Annotated in this window: 14 protein-coding genes and 1 pseudogene; 6 read left to right on the top strand and 9 right to left on the bottom strand. The window is 62.2% G+C overall.

Annotation, left to right across the window (positions count from 1 at the left end):
* Window positions 1-8: 8 nt before the first annotated feature.
* From GSQ89_RS29145 to GSQ89_RS29170, 6 genes are read right to left on the bottom strand one after another with little or no spacing between them, the layout of a single operon-like run.
* A complete protein-coding gene (locus tag GSQ89_RS29145; protein WP_158931632.1) occupies window positions 9-1,763 on the bottom strand; it encodes a hydantoinase/oxoprolinase family protein in 1,755 nt (584 codons plus the stop codon).
* Window positions 1,747-2,523, bottom strand: a complete 777-nt coding sequence (locus tag GSQ89_RS29150; protein ID WP_216856463.1) for an ABC transporter ATP-binding protein — start codon at window positions 2,521-2,523, stop codon at window positions 1,747-1,749. Before GSQ89_RS29150 ends, GSQ89_RS29145 begins: the two co-directional genes overlap by 17 nt.
* Window positions 2,513-3,289: an ABC transporter ATP-binding protein gene (locus tag GSQ89_RS29155; RefSeq protein ID WP_158931633.1), complete on the bottom strand. Its 777-nt coding sequence runs from the start codon at window positions 3,287-3,289 to the stop codon at window positions 2,513-2,515. Before GSQ89_RS29155 ends, GSQ89_RS29150 begins: the two co-directional genes overlap by 11 nt.
* Entirely contained in the window at window positions 3,279-4,289 is a 1,011-nt protein-coding gene (locus tag GSQ89_RS29160) for a branched-chain amino acid ABC transporter permease (RefSeq protein WP_158931634.1), read from the bottom strand. The genes GSQ89_RS29155 and GSQ89_RS29160 overlap by 11 nt, the downstream gene beginning before the upstream one ends.
* The gene (locus GSQ89_RS29165) at window positions 4,289-5,149 is read right to left on the bottom strand and encodes a branched-chain amino acid ABC transporter permease (protein WP_216856464.1); all 861 of its coding nucleotides are present in this window, start codon (window positions 5,147-5,149) and stop codon (window positions 4,289-4,291) included. Before GSQ89_RS29165 ends, GSQ89_RS29160 begins: the two co-directional genes overlap by 1 nt.
* A 37-nt stretch (window positions 5,150-5,186) precedes the next feature.
* Complete coding sequence (locus GSQ89_RS29170; RefSeq protein ID WP_158931636.1) at window positions 5,187-6,383, bottom strand: ABC transporter substrate-binding protein; 1,197 nt, start codon at window positions 6,381-6,383, stop codon at window positions 5,187-5,189.
* Window positions 6,384-6,547: 164 nt separating this feature from the next.
* On the opposite strand from GSQ89_RS29170, the gene GSQ89_RS29175 reads away from it, so the two are divergent.
* Window positions 6,548-7,546, top strand: a complete 999-nt coding sequence (locus GSQ89_RS29175) for a LysR substrate-binding domain-containing protein (RefSeq protein WP_158931637.1) — start codon at window positions 6,548-6,550, stop codon at window positions 7,544-7,546.
* Here GSQ89_RS29175 and GSQ89_RS29180 read toward each other — a convergent pair.
* Window positions 7,449-8,417 (bottom strand): LysR substrate-binding domain-containing protein, encoded by a 969-nt coding sequence (locus GSQ89_RS29180; protein ID WP_158931638.1) that lies wholly within the window; start codon window positions 8,415-8,417, stop codon window positions 7,449-7,451. The genes GSQ89_RS29175 and GSQ89_RS29180 overlap by 98 nt on opposite strands.
* 331 nt (window positions 8,418-8,748) lie before the next feature.
* Entirely contained in the window at window positions 8,749-9,135 is a 387-nt protein-coding gene (locus GSQ89_RS29185) for a hypothetical protein (RefSeq protein WP_158931639.1), read from the bottom strand.
* 496 nt (window positions 9,136-9,631) lie between these two features.
* Here GSQ89_RS29185 and GSQ89_RS29190 point away from each other — a divergent pair.
* The 5 genes and pseudogenes from GSQ89_RS29190 to GSQ89_RS29210 all read left to right on the top strand — a co-directional run.
* Window positions 9,632-10,182, top strand: a pseudogene (locus tag GSQ89_RS29190) (transposase); the annotation flags it as partial.
* Between the two features lie 468 nt (window positions 10,183-10,650).
* Window positions 10,651-10,998 carry a DUF1488 family protein gene (locus tag GSQ89_RS29195; RefSeq protein WP_158931640.1) on the top strand — a complete coding sequence of 116 codons (348 nt, stop codon included), beginning with the start codon at window positions 10,651-10,653 and terminating at the stop codon, window positions 10,996-10,998.
* A 243-nt stretch (window positions 10,999-11,241) separates the two neighbouring features.
* Entirely contained in the window at window positions 11,242-11,439 is a 198-nt protein-coding gene (locus GSQ89_RS29200) for a hypothetical protein (protein ID WP_158931641.1), read from the top strand.
* Between the two features lie 523 nt (window positions 11,440-11,962).
* Window positions 11,963-12,442 (top strand): hypothetical protein, encoded by a 480-nt coding sequence (locus GSQ89_RS29205; protein ID WP_158931642.1) that lies wholly within the window; start codon window positions 11,963-11,965, stop codon window positions 12,440-12,442.
* Between the two features lie 175 nt (window positions 12,443-12,617).
* Window positions 12,618-13,088 (top strand): hypothetical protein, encoded by a 471-nt coding sequence (locus tag GSQ89_RS29210; RefSeq protein ID WP_158931643.1) that lies wholly within the window; start codon window positions 12,618-12,620, stop codon window positions 13,086-13,088.
* Between the two features lie 203 nt (window positions 13,089-13,291).
* Here the strand turns inward: GSQ89_RS29210 and GSQ89_RS29215 are convergent.
* The coding region (locus GSQ89_RS29215; protein ID WP_371734302.1) for a GH36-type glycosyl hydrolase domain-containing protein at window positions 13,292-14,553 on the bottom strand (1,262 nt) is incomplete at its 5' end.

Below are 14,553 nucleotides of genomic sequence, written 5' to 3' on the forward strand. Positions count from 1 at the left end.
GGCTTCCCTCAGCTCAGCGTGATGACGAGGTTGGACCGGGCGTCGAGCGTGGCGCTGCCGCGGGGTCCAATCACGGCGGTGGATTCACGCTGCTCGACGATCGCGGGACCGGCGATCGACTGCCCCGGACGCAACATGTAATGGTCGTAGACCGGCGTGCGCAGCGTGTCCGCGGCTTCGGAGAAATACACCGAACGATATCCACGCAGGGCTTCGCCGTTGCCGTCCGCGCGCGGTGGTGCGTGGATGGATCCGACCTCGCCCACGGGTCCGCTGGCACGCAGGCGCCAAGTGATGACCTCGATACCCGTGCCGACGACAGAGCGGCCGTAAAGCGCCAGGTAAGATTTCCGGAACGCCTCCGCGACTTCGGCCTTGAAGCGCGCTTCGTCGACTTCCAGGGCCGGCAGGCGGATGTTGATCTCGTAGCCTTGACCGACATGGCGCATATCCGCCGAGAAACTGTATTTGACGTCGCCGGACGAAAGGCCAGCCGCCTCGATCGCCGGGGTCGCGTCGCGCACCAGTCCGCTTCGGATGACATCAAGCCGTTCCGCCGAACAATCGTTCAACGACAGCGGCACGCTGGACGCCACATCGACGGCAACCGGCGCGGCGAGATAACCCAGCACCAGATCGGTGTCGGTGACGGTCGGTTCCTCGCCACCCAGGCCATAACAGGCGGGGCCAGGCGCGGCGGCCGCGCTGCGCGGCCCCACCGCCAGCAAGCCGAGTGCGCCCACCGAGGCAATGCTGCCACCGCCAGCGCCGATCTCGATCATCTGCACCGATTGGATTTTCAACGGCAGGCCGCTGCCTTTGCGGAAGCGCGCAGCGTGCGCGACCTCCAACTCCGGCACGATACGGGGCTCACCGTCCAGCAGCATGCACAGTTTCGCCGTGGTGCCGCCCATGTCGAAGGACAGCAGGTTGGCGTCGCCACTGCGACGCGCGTATTCGCCGGATGCAACCACACCGGCGGCCGGGCCGGATTCGATCATGCGGACCGGCAGTGTGCTGGCGACGACGCCCGGCACCACGCCGCCGCTGCTGGTCATCCACAGCAATTGGCCAGTGCCCCGCTGTGCCAATTCACCTTCGAGCTGCTTCACATGGCCGGCCATCAGCGGGCGCGTATAGGCATTCACAACGGTCGTGGAGGCTCGGTCATATTCACGGATTTCGGGGCACACGACGGACGATAACGAAACGCTGACGCCGGGAAGACGCGTTTGCAACAATGTTCGGATACGTGCCTCATGGTTGCCATAGCGGTAGCTGTGCAGCAGGCAGACGGCGATCGCCTCGATACCGCGCGTTTTCAGTTTGTCCGCCAGCCCGGTGATGCCCGCTTCGTCCAGCGGCCGCAGAATCGTGCCGTCCACAGACACGCGTTCCTTGGCACCGAAGCAGTTCTGGCGTAACACCAACGGTTCGGAGAACTGCAGCTTCAGGTCGTACAGATCGTAACGGCCTTCGGTGCGAATCCGCAGGATATCCTGGAACCCGTCGGTGGTGATCAGGGCGGTGACGGCACCTTTTCGCTCCAACACCGCATTCGTAACGACCGTGGTCGCGCCGAAGATCGCCGTCACATCCCGACCGGTGCCCCCACACATGGCCAGCAGTTCGTCGATACCCTGAAGCACGGCACGCGATGGATCGTCCGGCGTGCTCAGCACCTTGTGCGGATGCACCACGCCGGCATCGTCGAGCAGCGCCAGGTCCGTGAACGTGCCACCGGTATCAAAGGCGAGTTTCATCGCTGTCCTCTGTCTTACGCGCGCGCTGCGGAAGTTCACCGGTCATGAAGATGGCGCCGAGTTCTTCGAACGTGATTCCGGCCGGCGGACCAGTCCAGATGACTTCACCCAGCCGCAGAATGGCGACCCGGCTGGCGACCTGCATGGCCTTGCGCGTGTTCTGCTCGACCAGCAGGATCGTGCAGCCGCCCCGGTTGATGGCGACCAATTCGTCAAATACCTTTTGAATCGACTGCGGCGACAGGCCGACCGAAGGTTCATCGATCAGCAGCAGGCGAGGCCGCATCAGCATGGCCATGCCCATTTCCAGCATCTGCTGTTCGCCACCCGACAAATTGCCGGCCGGCTGGCGCCGGCGTTCATGCAGGACCGGGAACAGGTCGTAGATGCGGTCGCGGTCCGCCTTCAGGTTGCCCTTGGGAACCGCGTAGGACGCCATGTCCAGATTCTCATCCACCGACATCAGCGGAAAATTGCAGCGCCCCTGCGGCACATAGGCGATCCCAGCCCCCAGGATGCGCCGCGGCGTCATGCCCGCGACGTTCCGCCCATCCCAGCCGATCGAACCGCCGGTGATCGTCGCCATGCCGAAAATCGTCTTCAGCAGCGTGGATTTTCCGGCGCCGTTAGGGCCCATTAGCGCAACGAATTCGCCGGGTTCGACGGTCAGGTTGAGGCTGCGAATAATCTCCAGCGGCCCGTAGCCGGCTCGGAGATCGCGAATGTCGAGCGCCGGAGCCCCCCTGAGATCATCCAGCAAGGTAAGCCTCCACCACCGCCGGATCGCGCACCACGGCGTCCGGTGTGCCGTCGGCGATCAGTTCACCACGGCTGAGCACCAACAGGCGATGACACAGCGCCTTCATGGCATCGAGGTTGTGTTCGACCACCACGAACGTGATCCCCTGTTCCTGGTTGGCTCGATTGATGTTTTCCATCATGCGGTCGATCAGGATGGGATTCACACCCGCCATCGGTTCGTCCAGCAGAATGACCTGCGGCTCCGGCATCAGCATCGACGCGAATTGCAGCAGCTTCTGTTGACCGAAAGAGATTTGTCCCGCCGTGGCGTGGCGCATGTGGGACAGACCCACGAGCTCCAGCAGGTGTCCCGCCTGTTCCCGCAGCCGCCGCACGCGGTGCCGGCTGGCCGGACCGACGCCGAAGGTCGACGCCATGCCCTGAAAGGCGATCATCTGGCCGCACAACACCAGATTTTCCTCGACGCTCAGTGCCCGAAACACCACGGCCTTCTGGAAACTGCGGATGACGCGCGCCTCCCGGACGATGCGATGCATGTCCCAGCCGGTGATATCCAGCCCCTGCGCGTAAACCCGGCCGGTGCTTGGTTTCTGCAATCCGGTGCAGCAATCGAACAAGGTGGATTTTCCCGATCCGTTCGGACCGGTCAGGCCGCAGATCTCACCCAATTTGATATCGACGCTGACGCCCGCCACGGCGACGATCGACCCGAATCGCTTCTCGATGCCGCGGATGGACAGAGCCGCGAGAGGGTCAGGGGACATGCGTGCCTCCTCCAAAACGTATTTTTCGTATGAACAGCGGCAACAGGCCTTCCGGGCAGGCGAACACGATGACGATCAGCAACAGGCCGTAGGCGATCATGCGGAGGTCGGGGGCGATCCGCAGCGCCTCGGATACCGCGACGAACAGGAAGCTGCCCAACACCACGCCGCCGACCGTGCCCACGCCACCGCCCAGCACGATGACCAGAACGGTGTTGGCATAGAATGGATCGAACACCGTTGGCGAAATCACCGTGAAGTAGTGGACGTAGAAGCTGCCGCCCACCCCGGCGAACACCGCGCTGAGTGCGAAGGCGATCATCCGGTAATGCCAGGTCGGCGTGCCGACGGATGCGGCCAGAGTCTCATCCTCGCGGATCGCGATCATGTAGCGTCCGGCGGCGGAGGACACGAGTGTCAGGAACGCCAGCACCGCCAGCACCGAGAGGACCAAGGCGAGGTAGTAGTAGGATGTGATGCTGGTGATTTCGAATCCGCCGTTCCACAGCGCGATGCGGGGACGCGGCACCTGCGACAGCCCCAGATCGCCCCGGGTCACGCTGATCCAGTTTTTTGCGATTGTCTGAGCGATCACCGCGAAGCCCAGCGTACACATCACGAACGAATAGCGCCGCAGCCGCAGTGCTGGAATGCCGAGTGGTACCGCAACGATACCGGCGGCCAGGCCGCCAACAACAAGGTTCAGCCAGAATGGCGTGCCCCATCGCATCGCTGTCAGCGCGGAACTGTAGGCACCGATACCGAAGAACGCCATCTGCGCGAACGACAGCATGCCGGCATAGCCGAGGATCAGGTTCAGCCCCAGCGCCGGCAGCAAAAACGTCATGGAAACGATCAACGCATGAAGCTGATAGTCGCCGGCCACTAGCGGTGCCGCCGCCAGGGCAATGACCAGCACCGCAAACCCCGCGGCGCGCAGGCCGTGGCGTGGATTGGCATAGATATAGCTGCCATGGACGTTGACGCCGGTCATGGCCATCAGAAGCGCTCCCGCTTGCTGAACAGCCCGCCCGGCAGCAAGGTCAGCACCACGATCAGCGCGGTGAAGGCGACCGCATCGCGGAACTGCAAACCCAGATAACTGGCGACGAAGCTTTCCATCAGGCCCAGTATCCACGCCGCGAACAGCGTGCCGCTGACATTACCGACCCCACCCATGACGATGATCGCGAAGGTTTTCACCGTGATGGACGTGCCCATGCCGCCATACAGGCTGACGGTAACGGGCGCCGTCAGGACGCCCGACAGCGCGGCCAGGGTACAGCCCAGCACGAACGTTCCGATCACCACCACCGGAACGTTCACCCCGACAACCTTGCAGGCTTCGATATTCTGCGAGACCGCCCTGATTGTCTTGCCGAAGCGGGTGCGATGGACCATCAACTCAAGCAATCCGAAAATCACCAGTGCGGCCACCACGATCAGGATACGCTGTTCCGACAGGCTGATGCCCAGGATTTCCACCGGCTCGATCCAGCCGCCGTCGAACATCTTGTATGCGCCGCCGAAGATCAGGATGATCACGTTCTGCAAGACCAGGGAGACACCCAGGGTCGCCACGATGCCGATCTGGAACGGCTGGTCGATCAGCCGCTTCATCACCAGCACGCCGACGGCCAACGCGATCGCCGCCACGATGATCAGGGCGAGCGGGATCGATACGATATAGGGCAGATCGAGTGTTTCGATCCCCCACCACGCACCGAACGTGCCCAGCATGTAGAATTCGCCGTGCGCGAAGTTGATCGCCCGCAGGACACCGAAGATGATCGTCATCCCGACCGCCACCAGGGCGTAGACCGATCCGGCCGTGATCCCGTTGACGACAGCGTCGGTCAACACAGCGGAGTGCCTCCAGACGTCGTGCCGTGCGATCTCATGCCGGGTATTCGACCTTGGCGATGAAGGCGCCTTTCTCGACCGATTTGCCGCCTTCTACTTCGTAGATAAACATCGGCAGTTCGGCCTGATGATGACTGTCGAAACGAATCTTTCCCGTAGCGCCGTCGTAGTCGATGGCTTCCAGCGCGGACCGCAACGCCGAACCCTCGGTTCCGCCCGCGGCCTTCGCGGCGGCCGCCAGCAGATAGACGGCCTCCCAATGCGTGTAGGAATGCACGTTCGGCACTTCCTTGGTGCCGTACGCCGTCCGATAGTCCGCGACAAACTGCAGGCTGCGCGGATTGTCGAGGTCGGGCGCCCAGGCGGCGGCCTCGACCGCACCGTTCAGCACGGCGGGTGAGACCTTGATCGTGTCGGGATAGGTGAACTCGCCGCTACCGAGCAGAGTGACTTTGCCGGCCAGCCCGAGTTCCAGGATTTGACGTACGATCAAACGGGTGGCGTCCGGAAGTCCGTAACTCAGAATGCCCTGCACGTTGAGCGACTTGATGTGGGACAGCACAGGCCTGAAGTCGGTTTCATCGTCCTTGTAGTAGTCTTCGCTGAGGATCTCGCCGTGGAATTGCGGCAAATACTTCTTGGAAAACGCGATGGCACCGCGACCGAAATCGCTATCCACCGACAGCACGGCGTAGCGCGTGAAGTGTTTCTGTTCCGCGCCGAATTGCAGGATGACTTTCGCCCGCAGTTCGTCTGTCGGGTAGGATCGGAAGGACCATTTGTAGCCACCCACGCCGGCCTTGTAAGTGATATCGGGGTTGGACGAAGCGGCGTTCAGCAGAATGACGTGTGCGTCCTCGACAACCGGTTGCAGCGCGATAGTGGCGGAACTGGCGATATCGCCCAGTATCACCTGGACCTTGTCGTCGGAGATCACCCGCCGAGCCGCCGAAACCGCTTCAACCGGCGTTCCCTGGCTGTCGCCACGCATCAATTCGATCGGCGCGCCGTTGACGCCGCCGGCGGCATTGATCTGCTTCACCGCAAGTTCCGCGCCGTGTGAGGCGAAGCCGCCAAACCGGGCCAACGGGCCGCTCAACGGGACAATCAGACCGATCTTCAACGGACCGCCGTTCCCGGCAACCTGGGCGCGCGCCGGTCGTGCCAGTGCAGAAAAGGGGATCGTAGAGGCGGTCAGGGCGGCGAACTGGCGGCGGGTCAGCGTCGGCATGGCAACCACTCCTTCGGTGCGACAAGCCGGTTCACGCCTCGGTCCGAACCAGCCAATCCTGCGTTCTAGCGTGACGGTAGGTGCCTGCTGGATTATGCACAAAGACGAATGCGGTCTGCTGCTATAGAAGGTCTCTATAGGTGGATTTCCACGACGAGGTGGCGATGGACCTCCGACGACTGGCTTTCCTGGTTCGGGTAATTGATGCCGGCAGCATCACGCGGGCGGCGGAATCCCTCCGCATCGCCCAGCCCGCGCTCAGTCAGCATCTGTTGTTGCTGGAACGGCATTACGGGGCGCCATTGCTGTTGCGCGGCAAGCGCGGGGTCACGCCGACCCCCGCCGGGCACGTGGTCTATCGGCATGCCCGGATGCTGGAGCGACAGTTGGACGAGGCCAGGGCGGAAGTGCGCGCCATATCGGGGGCACCGGCCGGACGAGTGACGATCGGCATCGCTCCGCACAGCCCGGCCCGTGCGCTGATCCAGCCGCTGCTGCACGCTGTGCGAGAGAAGTATCCGGATATTCTGATCCACGTGAACGAGAATTTCGAGGGTGTGCTCGCCGCAGACCTGCTCCTGGAGCGCATGGACATGGCGTTTACCTATGAAATCGTCCCCCGCCCCGGCCTGCGCTATGAGGCGCTGCTGTCTGAACCACTGCTGCTGGTTGGGCATGTCAGCATACTGGGGGATATCCCGACGGCCTGGGAACCAGCGCATCTGCGCGACATCCCCGTGCTACTCCCCGGAGCATCCCATGCGCTGCGCCAGCTTGCCGACGCCGTGTTCAGCGCCGCCCAGGTCCGCCCCCGCCTCATCGCCGAAATCGAGTCGTTCGAGACCCTTTCCGGTGCCGCGCGGATGGGCCTCGGCGCCATCGTGGCCCCCCGTTCCGTGGCGGTGGACCTGGCTAGGCGTGACAAGCTGCTGGTGCGGCCTTTCGGTGAGCCGGACATCCACATCACGCTCTCGCTCTGCGTGACCACACAGGACAAGCCCTCGACCGCCGCCCGCGTTGTCCATGGTTTGGCGCTGACGCTCGGGCAGGTGATCGCGGCGCGGCTTACGCCGGCGCAGCCCTCGCGTAAGCCGGATCAACCCGCGGCCGGACGCCATGCCAGACGCCGACCTCCAGCTTCTCGCGCACCAGCGTCCGGATAACTCGGGCGACAGTTTCGATGGCGGGCGTGATGGGCACATGGTCGGACACACACAGTGACACTGGGACCTCGATCCGGTCCGGCCCAAGGGCCAGGATCGAGAAGCCCCCCGATCCGGTCTCGTGTTCCAGCGCCGCGCGTGGCAGGATGGTGACGCCCAGACCGTGCCGCAGTGTCTCCAACAAGCCCGACAATGAATCGACTTCGGCCACCACGCGGGGTCGGAAGCCCTGTGCCAGGCAGGCACGCTCGATCAGCGGCCGCAGGAAGTGAACTGCGCTGGGCAGGATGAACGGTTCGTCCCGCAGCGCCTGCAGCGACAGGCGGCCATCGCGCGGCACACACGGGAAATCACGCGGCGCGATCAGGAAGAGTTCCTCATGGAACAACGGTTCGAACCGGACGCCATGCACCGGTCCTATGCCGTAAACCATCGCTAGATCGATGCGACCGCTCATGATCCATTCGCTTAATACGCCGGCGAAGTTGTCGCTGATCTGAAGGCGCAGCTCCGGGTGGTGATCGAGCATTCGAGCCAACACCGGCAGTGCGAGGGTCGCCGCCGCGCCGCATGTGGCCAGACCGAGCGAGACCCCGCCGACACCGCTTTCGCCGGCGTTGTGTATGTCCTCCACCGCCTGCCGCATCTGCCTGCGAAGCAGTTGCGCGTGGCGATAGAGCACCCGCCCCGCCTCCGTCACCATGACGGCACGGGCACCGCGTACCAGAAGCGACCGGCCGAGATCGCTCTCGAGCGACGCGATCTGTTGGCTGAGGGTAGGTTGAGCCATTCTCAGCTCGCGTGCCGCTTTGGAGAAGGAGCCGCTGTCCACAACGGTGACGAAGTAGTCGAGTTTTCGGGGACCTAGCATCGTGGGGTTGCCTCTTTCCCAGAGCAGGAAGGCGTCCCCGAAGAGGAGTCAATCAGAGACCACGAATCGGCACCCAATTTGGTGGCCTTCTCTATCCGGAAGTTCTGTTGCAAATTTCCTGGCGGAGCCGTGTTCGAGATAGTATCTTCTTCGAAACCCGCACTGTCGCTTCACCGCGTAAAGCCTTCGGGGTTGGTTTCGTCGGTCAAGTCGGTCGGCACGACATCGGATCATCACGCTGGCCAGCTGCAGCAACGTCAACGTGCGCGGCCAAGCGCACGGCATCGCACGTGCAACTGGCGATGGACCGAGGGTATGACGGATCCCTCGGTCAAGAAATCTGTACAAAAGTGTCGGCGGGACCGCCGTCCGCCCGGCGGCTGACCCGAATGGGCATCCACTCGGCCTCCTGTTCCAGCAACAGAGCGCCGTCGCGCGCTCGCTCCAGGCCGGCGATTAGAGTGCTGGCCACAGCCGCGCGGCAACGCAGCGCGCGTGATGGCGCATCCAGGGGGATCGGAGGCAGGAAAGCGGCGAGCGGACCGCCGTCCGGCAACGTGGCCAACAACCGGACGAACTGTCCCAGCGCGTCGCTGGCGGTCCACAGCGGCAGTCGCCGAGGCCGGAGCGCGACCGCCTGCTCGTCCGGCACCTGCAGTGCCGGCAGGCAAGCCCGCAGCAAATCGGTGAGGTCGCCGCCGCGGCCGGCCGCAGACACTTCCGGCCGACCTCTGCGAAAGGCGTCACGGCCCAATTGCATCCGCCGCTCGAGCCAGTCGGCCGCGGCTCGCATCTGCGCCCGGTCGAGCAACTGTCGGCGCAGTGCTTCGGCTTCTTCGACAGCCGCGCGCGCGGCCGGCGCATCGGCCGGCAGCAGCAGCCGGGACCACAGTTCGGTTGTCGCGCTGTAGCTATTGCTGCAACGGTCTTGGATTGAAAATAATTGGTTTTTTTGCGCACCTAATTTGCGACGCTGCAGCTAATCCCGCAACAGAATCGGCGATTTTTTGCACCTTATATGCGACAAAGTGCCCCCGAAACTTGAGCAAAGGGAGTGATCGGAAGAAACCAGATCTGGATGGCTTGTATACCAATTCGAGGCATATGTTGACGTGGGCGTATCAAACGAACGTCGATTCACTCCCCCCAAACTATTGCAAATAAGGTGCAGTAAAAATGCATCTTATGCGCGAGTCGCTGCATTAGATACAACGCGACACCCGGCGGATGAGAACCTGCCCGCCTTGGCACGAGAGCTGTTCGCCGGCCAGGCCAAGGAATATGAGCAGTTGCAGGCGCAAATCAGCAAGGTCGAGGCCGAGCTCGCAGATTGGCATCGGGCCGGTTGGTGCGGCGCTGCTGAGAATGAAGGCCCCGGACCCAACACAATTCCACTCCCGCCGCCAGTTCGCGGCATGGATTGGTTTGATGCCAAAGGATCATTCAACCGCGGGCAAGGTCAGGCTTGGCGGCATCACGCGCGCCGGCGACGAGGCATTGCGCAGCGTTCTGGTGCTCGGGGCGACCGCCGTGATCCAACATGCTCAACGCAGCGGCAAGGCGTCGCCCTGGCTGACCGAACTTCTCAAGCGCAAGCCACCGAAGTTGGCTGCCGTGACGCTGGCCAACAAGACGGCGCGCATCGCATGGAAGATGATGCTGACAGGGGAAGCTTACAGCGCGAAATCCGCTGCCGCCTTGGTGGGTGCGGCCTAGAAATTGGCCAGACATGGGAAGCAACCGCACAGCAACCGTGCTGAGCTGATGCCGGAACTTGCAAGATGAGGAGCAGATGGTGTGATCGAATCGATCCACGACGCGAGACACTCCGATATGTTCAATGGCCCTCTATGAGGTCGGAGTTTTGTTTGGAACTCTCATCGCGGAAACCATCTTGGCCAGCGTTCATGTGCGAGCGCATCAACAGGCCGGACATATGAACGCAAGCGATCTGATCAAAGCACTGCAAGCATCTTGCGAGGAGGGGGCCATCCACATATGAACAAATCGTCCAGTGAGCCCTTTGAACAGGTGAATGATACGGCCGCAAGGGTTGTATCTGCCTATGTCCGGCCCAATGTAAATGGCGTTGAGCATCGCGGTAGCTTTCGGCTTTGAAGAGAAGTGGTTTTAGCACTTCTCGGCGGTTTCTGCTTGGAAGCAGGATCATGGCTTGAACGCCACTCCGAATACAGCATGTACTCGTCGAATCGTGCCCTGAAAGGGTACCTCTATGAACATCGCCAATAGCAATGAATATCGTCAAGAGGCGCGGTCAGTCACAAGATCGCGTTGGGATGGTAGCCGCGTCCTGTTCGAGATCGAGATCGCAGGAAGGCCGGTCGCTTGCGGGATTTCGCGTGCCGCGCTGCAAGAACTTAACGGCTGCCACCACATTGCATCCGGCGATCTGTTGCGCCGGTTCGTAGAAGAGCGCGCCCGGATCGAAGGGATTGCCGCCAGCATTTTCGCCATAAGGCCAGAGAGTGTGACAGGTACGGTGCACATCTGGGCTGATGACATTTATGATCCGCCATCGGCTCCAGCAGTCGCGCGTCTACCCGCTGAGGCTCGGGTTTAAGGCTCCAACACCGACGCGCCTACGTCGCAATCACCAGGCACGTGGTTAGGTCGCTCGATAGAGCGTACGTCTCAACCAGAGTTAATCAGCGCGAGAAGCAATGGCTGGATGAGCTGCGGCGAGCAGGCTGGTGCTCACGATAATGAACAGTCAGCGAAATGGTTTGCTGCTCGCCGGTATCGCCGGCGTGCTCGGTGGCGTTGGGTGCAATAAACACGGAAAGCCCAGCGAGGGAGGACTAGCATGAACGACGATATCCGCGACGAGCAGGTCATACAGGCGAGGGCCGCCGATGCGGCGCGGCGCGAAGCCTTTCGCCGAACTGCTTCGCCGGGAAGGGACGCTTCACCGCAGGCGGTCGAGGCGACCCTGGCAAGCATTTCTGAAGAAGTCACGGCCGACGCTATCGAACGGCGACGTGACAAGGGGAAGCTGCACTGAGGGGGGACACCGCGATTGTTCTTCAGTGGAGAGGCTCAACATGATGCCGGAACTGCTAACCGAAGTGACACGGATCTCGGCAACGAAGCAGTGGAGGAGATGGCCAAATATGGCATCACATGCACCCAGATCAGCCAGTTTTTCTATGGGGTTACTGCCACAGGAACTTGGCGAATGCGGTTGCCGAAGTGAAGCGTCATCCACGCGCAGGTTGATCCTGCGGTGCCGAAGCACGGTTTCGGGCTGATCTAATCCACGGTCCTGGCGATGGGACCTCACTCAGGCCGTTCGCGCCGCGCTGTGTTTTCCGCCGCCAGGGCGAAACCAATATCACACCCGGTTCTGGTCGCTCCGCTCGATCAGTCGAAGGATCGTGGTGCGGTCAGAGACGGAAACTGCGCGGAGCTCGGCAAGCGAGGCGGCATGGGTAGTTTCCGATGCTGTGCCTGAAATCAGGCGGACCCTATAGTGACAAGAGGCTCCCCAGAAGCGCGGCGACCGTCAAGCATAGCAGGATTTCAGCATGAGCCGAACCGATGTATTTGCATTAAAAGACAACGGCCTGAACTCATTTCTTTTCGCCGAGGTGGGGGTCCAGTCCAATGGATCGACGCTCACCGTTCTCTCTGTCCTTGCTCGCCTTGGTGAGGATCCCTGGGGACAAGCTGCACAGTGGGTGAGCTTGCCCAGGCCGGACATTATTGACCGCTTGGCCCGTAGTATCGAACAGATGCCTCTGCCGCCGCGGGCACTTCGCGATGCCCGCCAAACCGCCACTCGGCTGAGTAAGTTGCTGCCGACGCAGGTAATCAAGCCCAATCAGTCGAACGCCGCAACACCCATTCCTTTGACATGGCCACGATGGACACCGGTGGTCTTGGTCGTCATCATGCTGGCTATCGCCGTCGGGAGCACATTGCTTACGGGCCCGGATACGAAAGGTGCCGCCCTGGCGCCATTCGCTCAGACCGAGCCTGTCCCCGACAGCGCGCCATCTAATTGAAGGCAAGTTTGTCGTATACAAAAAGATTGTGCAGACGTTGGACGCATTCAGCAAAGCCATTGACTTTGACGCGTGCATCGGCGTGGGCGGGAGACCTACGTTAGGTAGCAGCCCTGTCACGCCTGAATGCGCCGCTGTATTTGGTTCCGGTTGAGCGTTATTCATGGAGGATAGCATGGCCGATGATAACCCGTCTCAGCCTGAGGCCGATTCGTTCCGAAGATTTGAGAAGGCTTTCAAAGCTGCCGCGACCCAGCTCAAGGAAGATGCGAAGCGTGCGACTGTCGCACTTCGACAGGGGCAGGTTGAAACCTTGAGTCAGTACAAAATGAGCGATGCTGAGTGGGAAGGGTTGGTCGGTGCCGCGCGAAAAGCGGCGCAGCACGGCGAGAAGCAGTATCTTTTGCTGCGCTTCCCAAGTGGGCTTTGCACGGACGATTCGCGTGCGATCAATAATCCTCCCAATGACACCTGGCCAGAAACCCTTCGCGGGGAGGCTGCGGAAATCTATCAGCGATGGCATGAGACACTGAAACCGCGTGGGTTCGAGCTGTCTGCCAGCGTCCTCGACTTTCCGGGTGGCCAGCCGGGCGATGTGGGCTTGTTCCTGCGTTGGGGCGAAGACCTGACTCCGGACAGCAAATAGCACCGGCGGCGTCAGCTCGGCTCTTCTGAACGTGTCCCAACCACCCGCGCTTCAAGTGGCCAGGACACCCGACGCAGTCGTTCGCAATAACCACGGCAAAACGGTCTGTATCCGAAACCAGGCCGCTTTGAAGACGCAGCCGATCGCCTCCTGCGCCTGCTCGTAAACCCGTTGCGGTTGATCCTTTCCGCGAAGCATGCCGGTCAGCCGAGGGTAACAAGCAGCTTGTGCAACTTACCGTCGTCCACAAGGACCAAGCGGACCTTGGTTCCGGCAAGTGCCGTCCCGTCCAGTTCCGCACGGGCAACGCCCCGACTGACGCCAGACGGGTTTTCCACCCGAATCACGTACCGAGCGGTTCCATGCCGGAGCGTCAGGTCGAAGCCTGGCCACGCTCGGGGGATGCAAGGATCCAGGATCAATTCCGAAGCTTGCACGCGCAAGCCTAAAATCCGCTCCACACCTGCTCGGTACATCCAACCCGCGGAGCCGGTGTACCATGTCCATCCGCCGCGCCCCACGTGCGGCGGCACCGAGTAGACATCGGCGGCAATGGCATAAGGCTCGACCGCATAGCGACGCGCCGCGTCCGCCGACAACGCGTGGTTGATCGGGTTGATGAGCGAGAACAACTCGCCCGCCTTATCGCCATCACCCAGCATCGCGTAAGCGATGATCGACCAGATCGCGCCATGGGTATACTGCCCGCCATTCTCCCGGATGCCGGGCGGATAGCCCTTGATGTATCCAGGCTCAAGCGCGGTCTTGTCGAATGGCGGGGTGAACAGCAGCACCAAGGCGTCATCATGCCGGACCAGCTCCCGGTCCACTGCCGCCATCGCGCGGACGGCATGGACCGGATCGGCGGCGCCAGAGATCACGCTCCAGGACTGTGCGATGGAGTCGATGCGGCATTCATCGTTCTGTGCCGAGCCCAGCGGCGTCCCATCGTCGAAAAACGCGCGACGGTACCAGTCACCATCCCAGCCGTCCCGTTCCAGCGCCTCACGCAACGCCGCGGCATGCTGCCGCCAGGCTGCCGCTCGCGTGCTTTCTGCCAGATCGGCGAATGCGGTCAGTGTGGCGATCAGCAGCCAGCCGACCCAGATACTCTCCCCTTTGCCTTGCTCCCCGATCTGGTTCATCCCGTCGTTCCAGTCACCTGTACCTATCAGTGGCAGGCCGTGGGTGCCGACCGCGAGACTCTGATCCAACGCCAGTGCGCAATGCTCGAACAGCGTCGCGTGGCGGTCACTGATCACCGGCGAAAAGAACGCCTCGCCCTGATGTTCGGCCAACGCCGGTCCTTCCAGGAAAGGCACCTCCTCCCGCAGAACCGCTGTATCGCCGGTGACTGTGACGTAGTGCTTGACGACAAAGCCGAGCCAGATGCGGTCGTCGGAGATCCGGGTGCGAATGCCCAGGCCGGATTCCGGCAGCCACCAATGCTGCACGTCACCCTCCA

Origin of the sequence: Acidisphaera sp. S103 (assembly GCF_009765975.1) — a bacterium.
Classification (GTDB): domain Bacteria; phylum Pseudomonadota; class Alphaproteobacteria; order Acetobacterales; family Acetobacteraceae; genus Rhodopila.

Bases quoted from the DNA above. Each gene is read 5' to 3' on its own strand.
- GSQ89_RS29170 (WP_158931636.1), bottom strand. From the start codon at position 6,383: ATGCCGACGCTGACCCGCCGCCAGTTCGCCGCCCTGACCGCCTCTACG.
- GSQ89_RS29160 (WP_158931634.1), bottom strand. From the start codon at position 4,289: ATGGCCATGACCGGCGTCAACGTCCATGGCAGCTATATCTATGCCAAT.
- GSQ89_RS29205 (WP_158931642.1), top strand. From the start codon at position 11,963: ATGAGCCGAACCGATGTATTTGCATTAAAAGACAACGGCCTGAACTCA.
- GSQ89_RS29145 (WP_158931632.1), bottom strand. From the start codon at position 1,763: ATGAAACTCGCCTTTGATACCGGTGGCACGTTCACGGACCTGGCGCTG.
- GSQ89_RS29210 (WP_158931643.1), top strand. From the start codon at position 12,618: ATGGCCGATGATAACCCGTCTCAGCCTGAGGCCGATTCGTTCCGAAGA.
- GSQ89_RS29180 (WP_158931638.1), bottom strand. From the start codon at position 8,417: ATGCTAGGTCCCCGAAAACTCGACTACTTCGTCACCGTTGTGGACAGC.
- GSQ89_RS29155 (WP_158931633.1), bottom strand. From the start codon at position 3,289: ATGTCCCCTGACCCTCTCGCGGCTCTGTCCATCCGCGGCATCGAGAAG.
- GSQ89_RS29200 (WP_158931641.1), top strand. From the start codon at position 11,242: ATGAACGACGATATCCGCGACGAGCAGGTCATACAGGCGAGGGCCGCC.
- GSQ89_RS29195 (WP_158931640.1), top strand. From the start codon at position 10,651: ATGAACATCGCCAATAGCAATGAATATCGTCAAGAGGCGCGGTCAGTC.
- GSQ89_RS29175 (WP_158931637.1), top strand. From the start codon at position 6,548: ATGGACCTCCGACGACTGGCTTTCCTGGTTCGGGTAATTGATGCCGGC.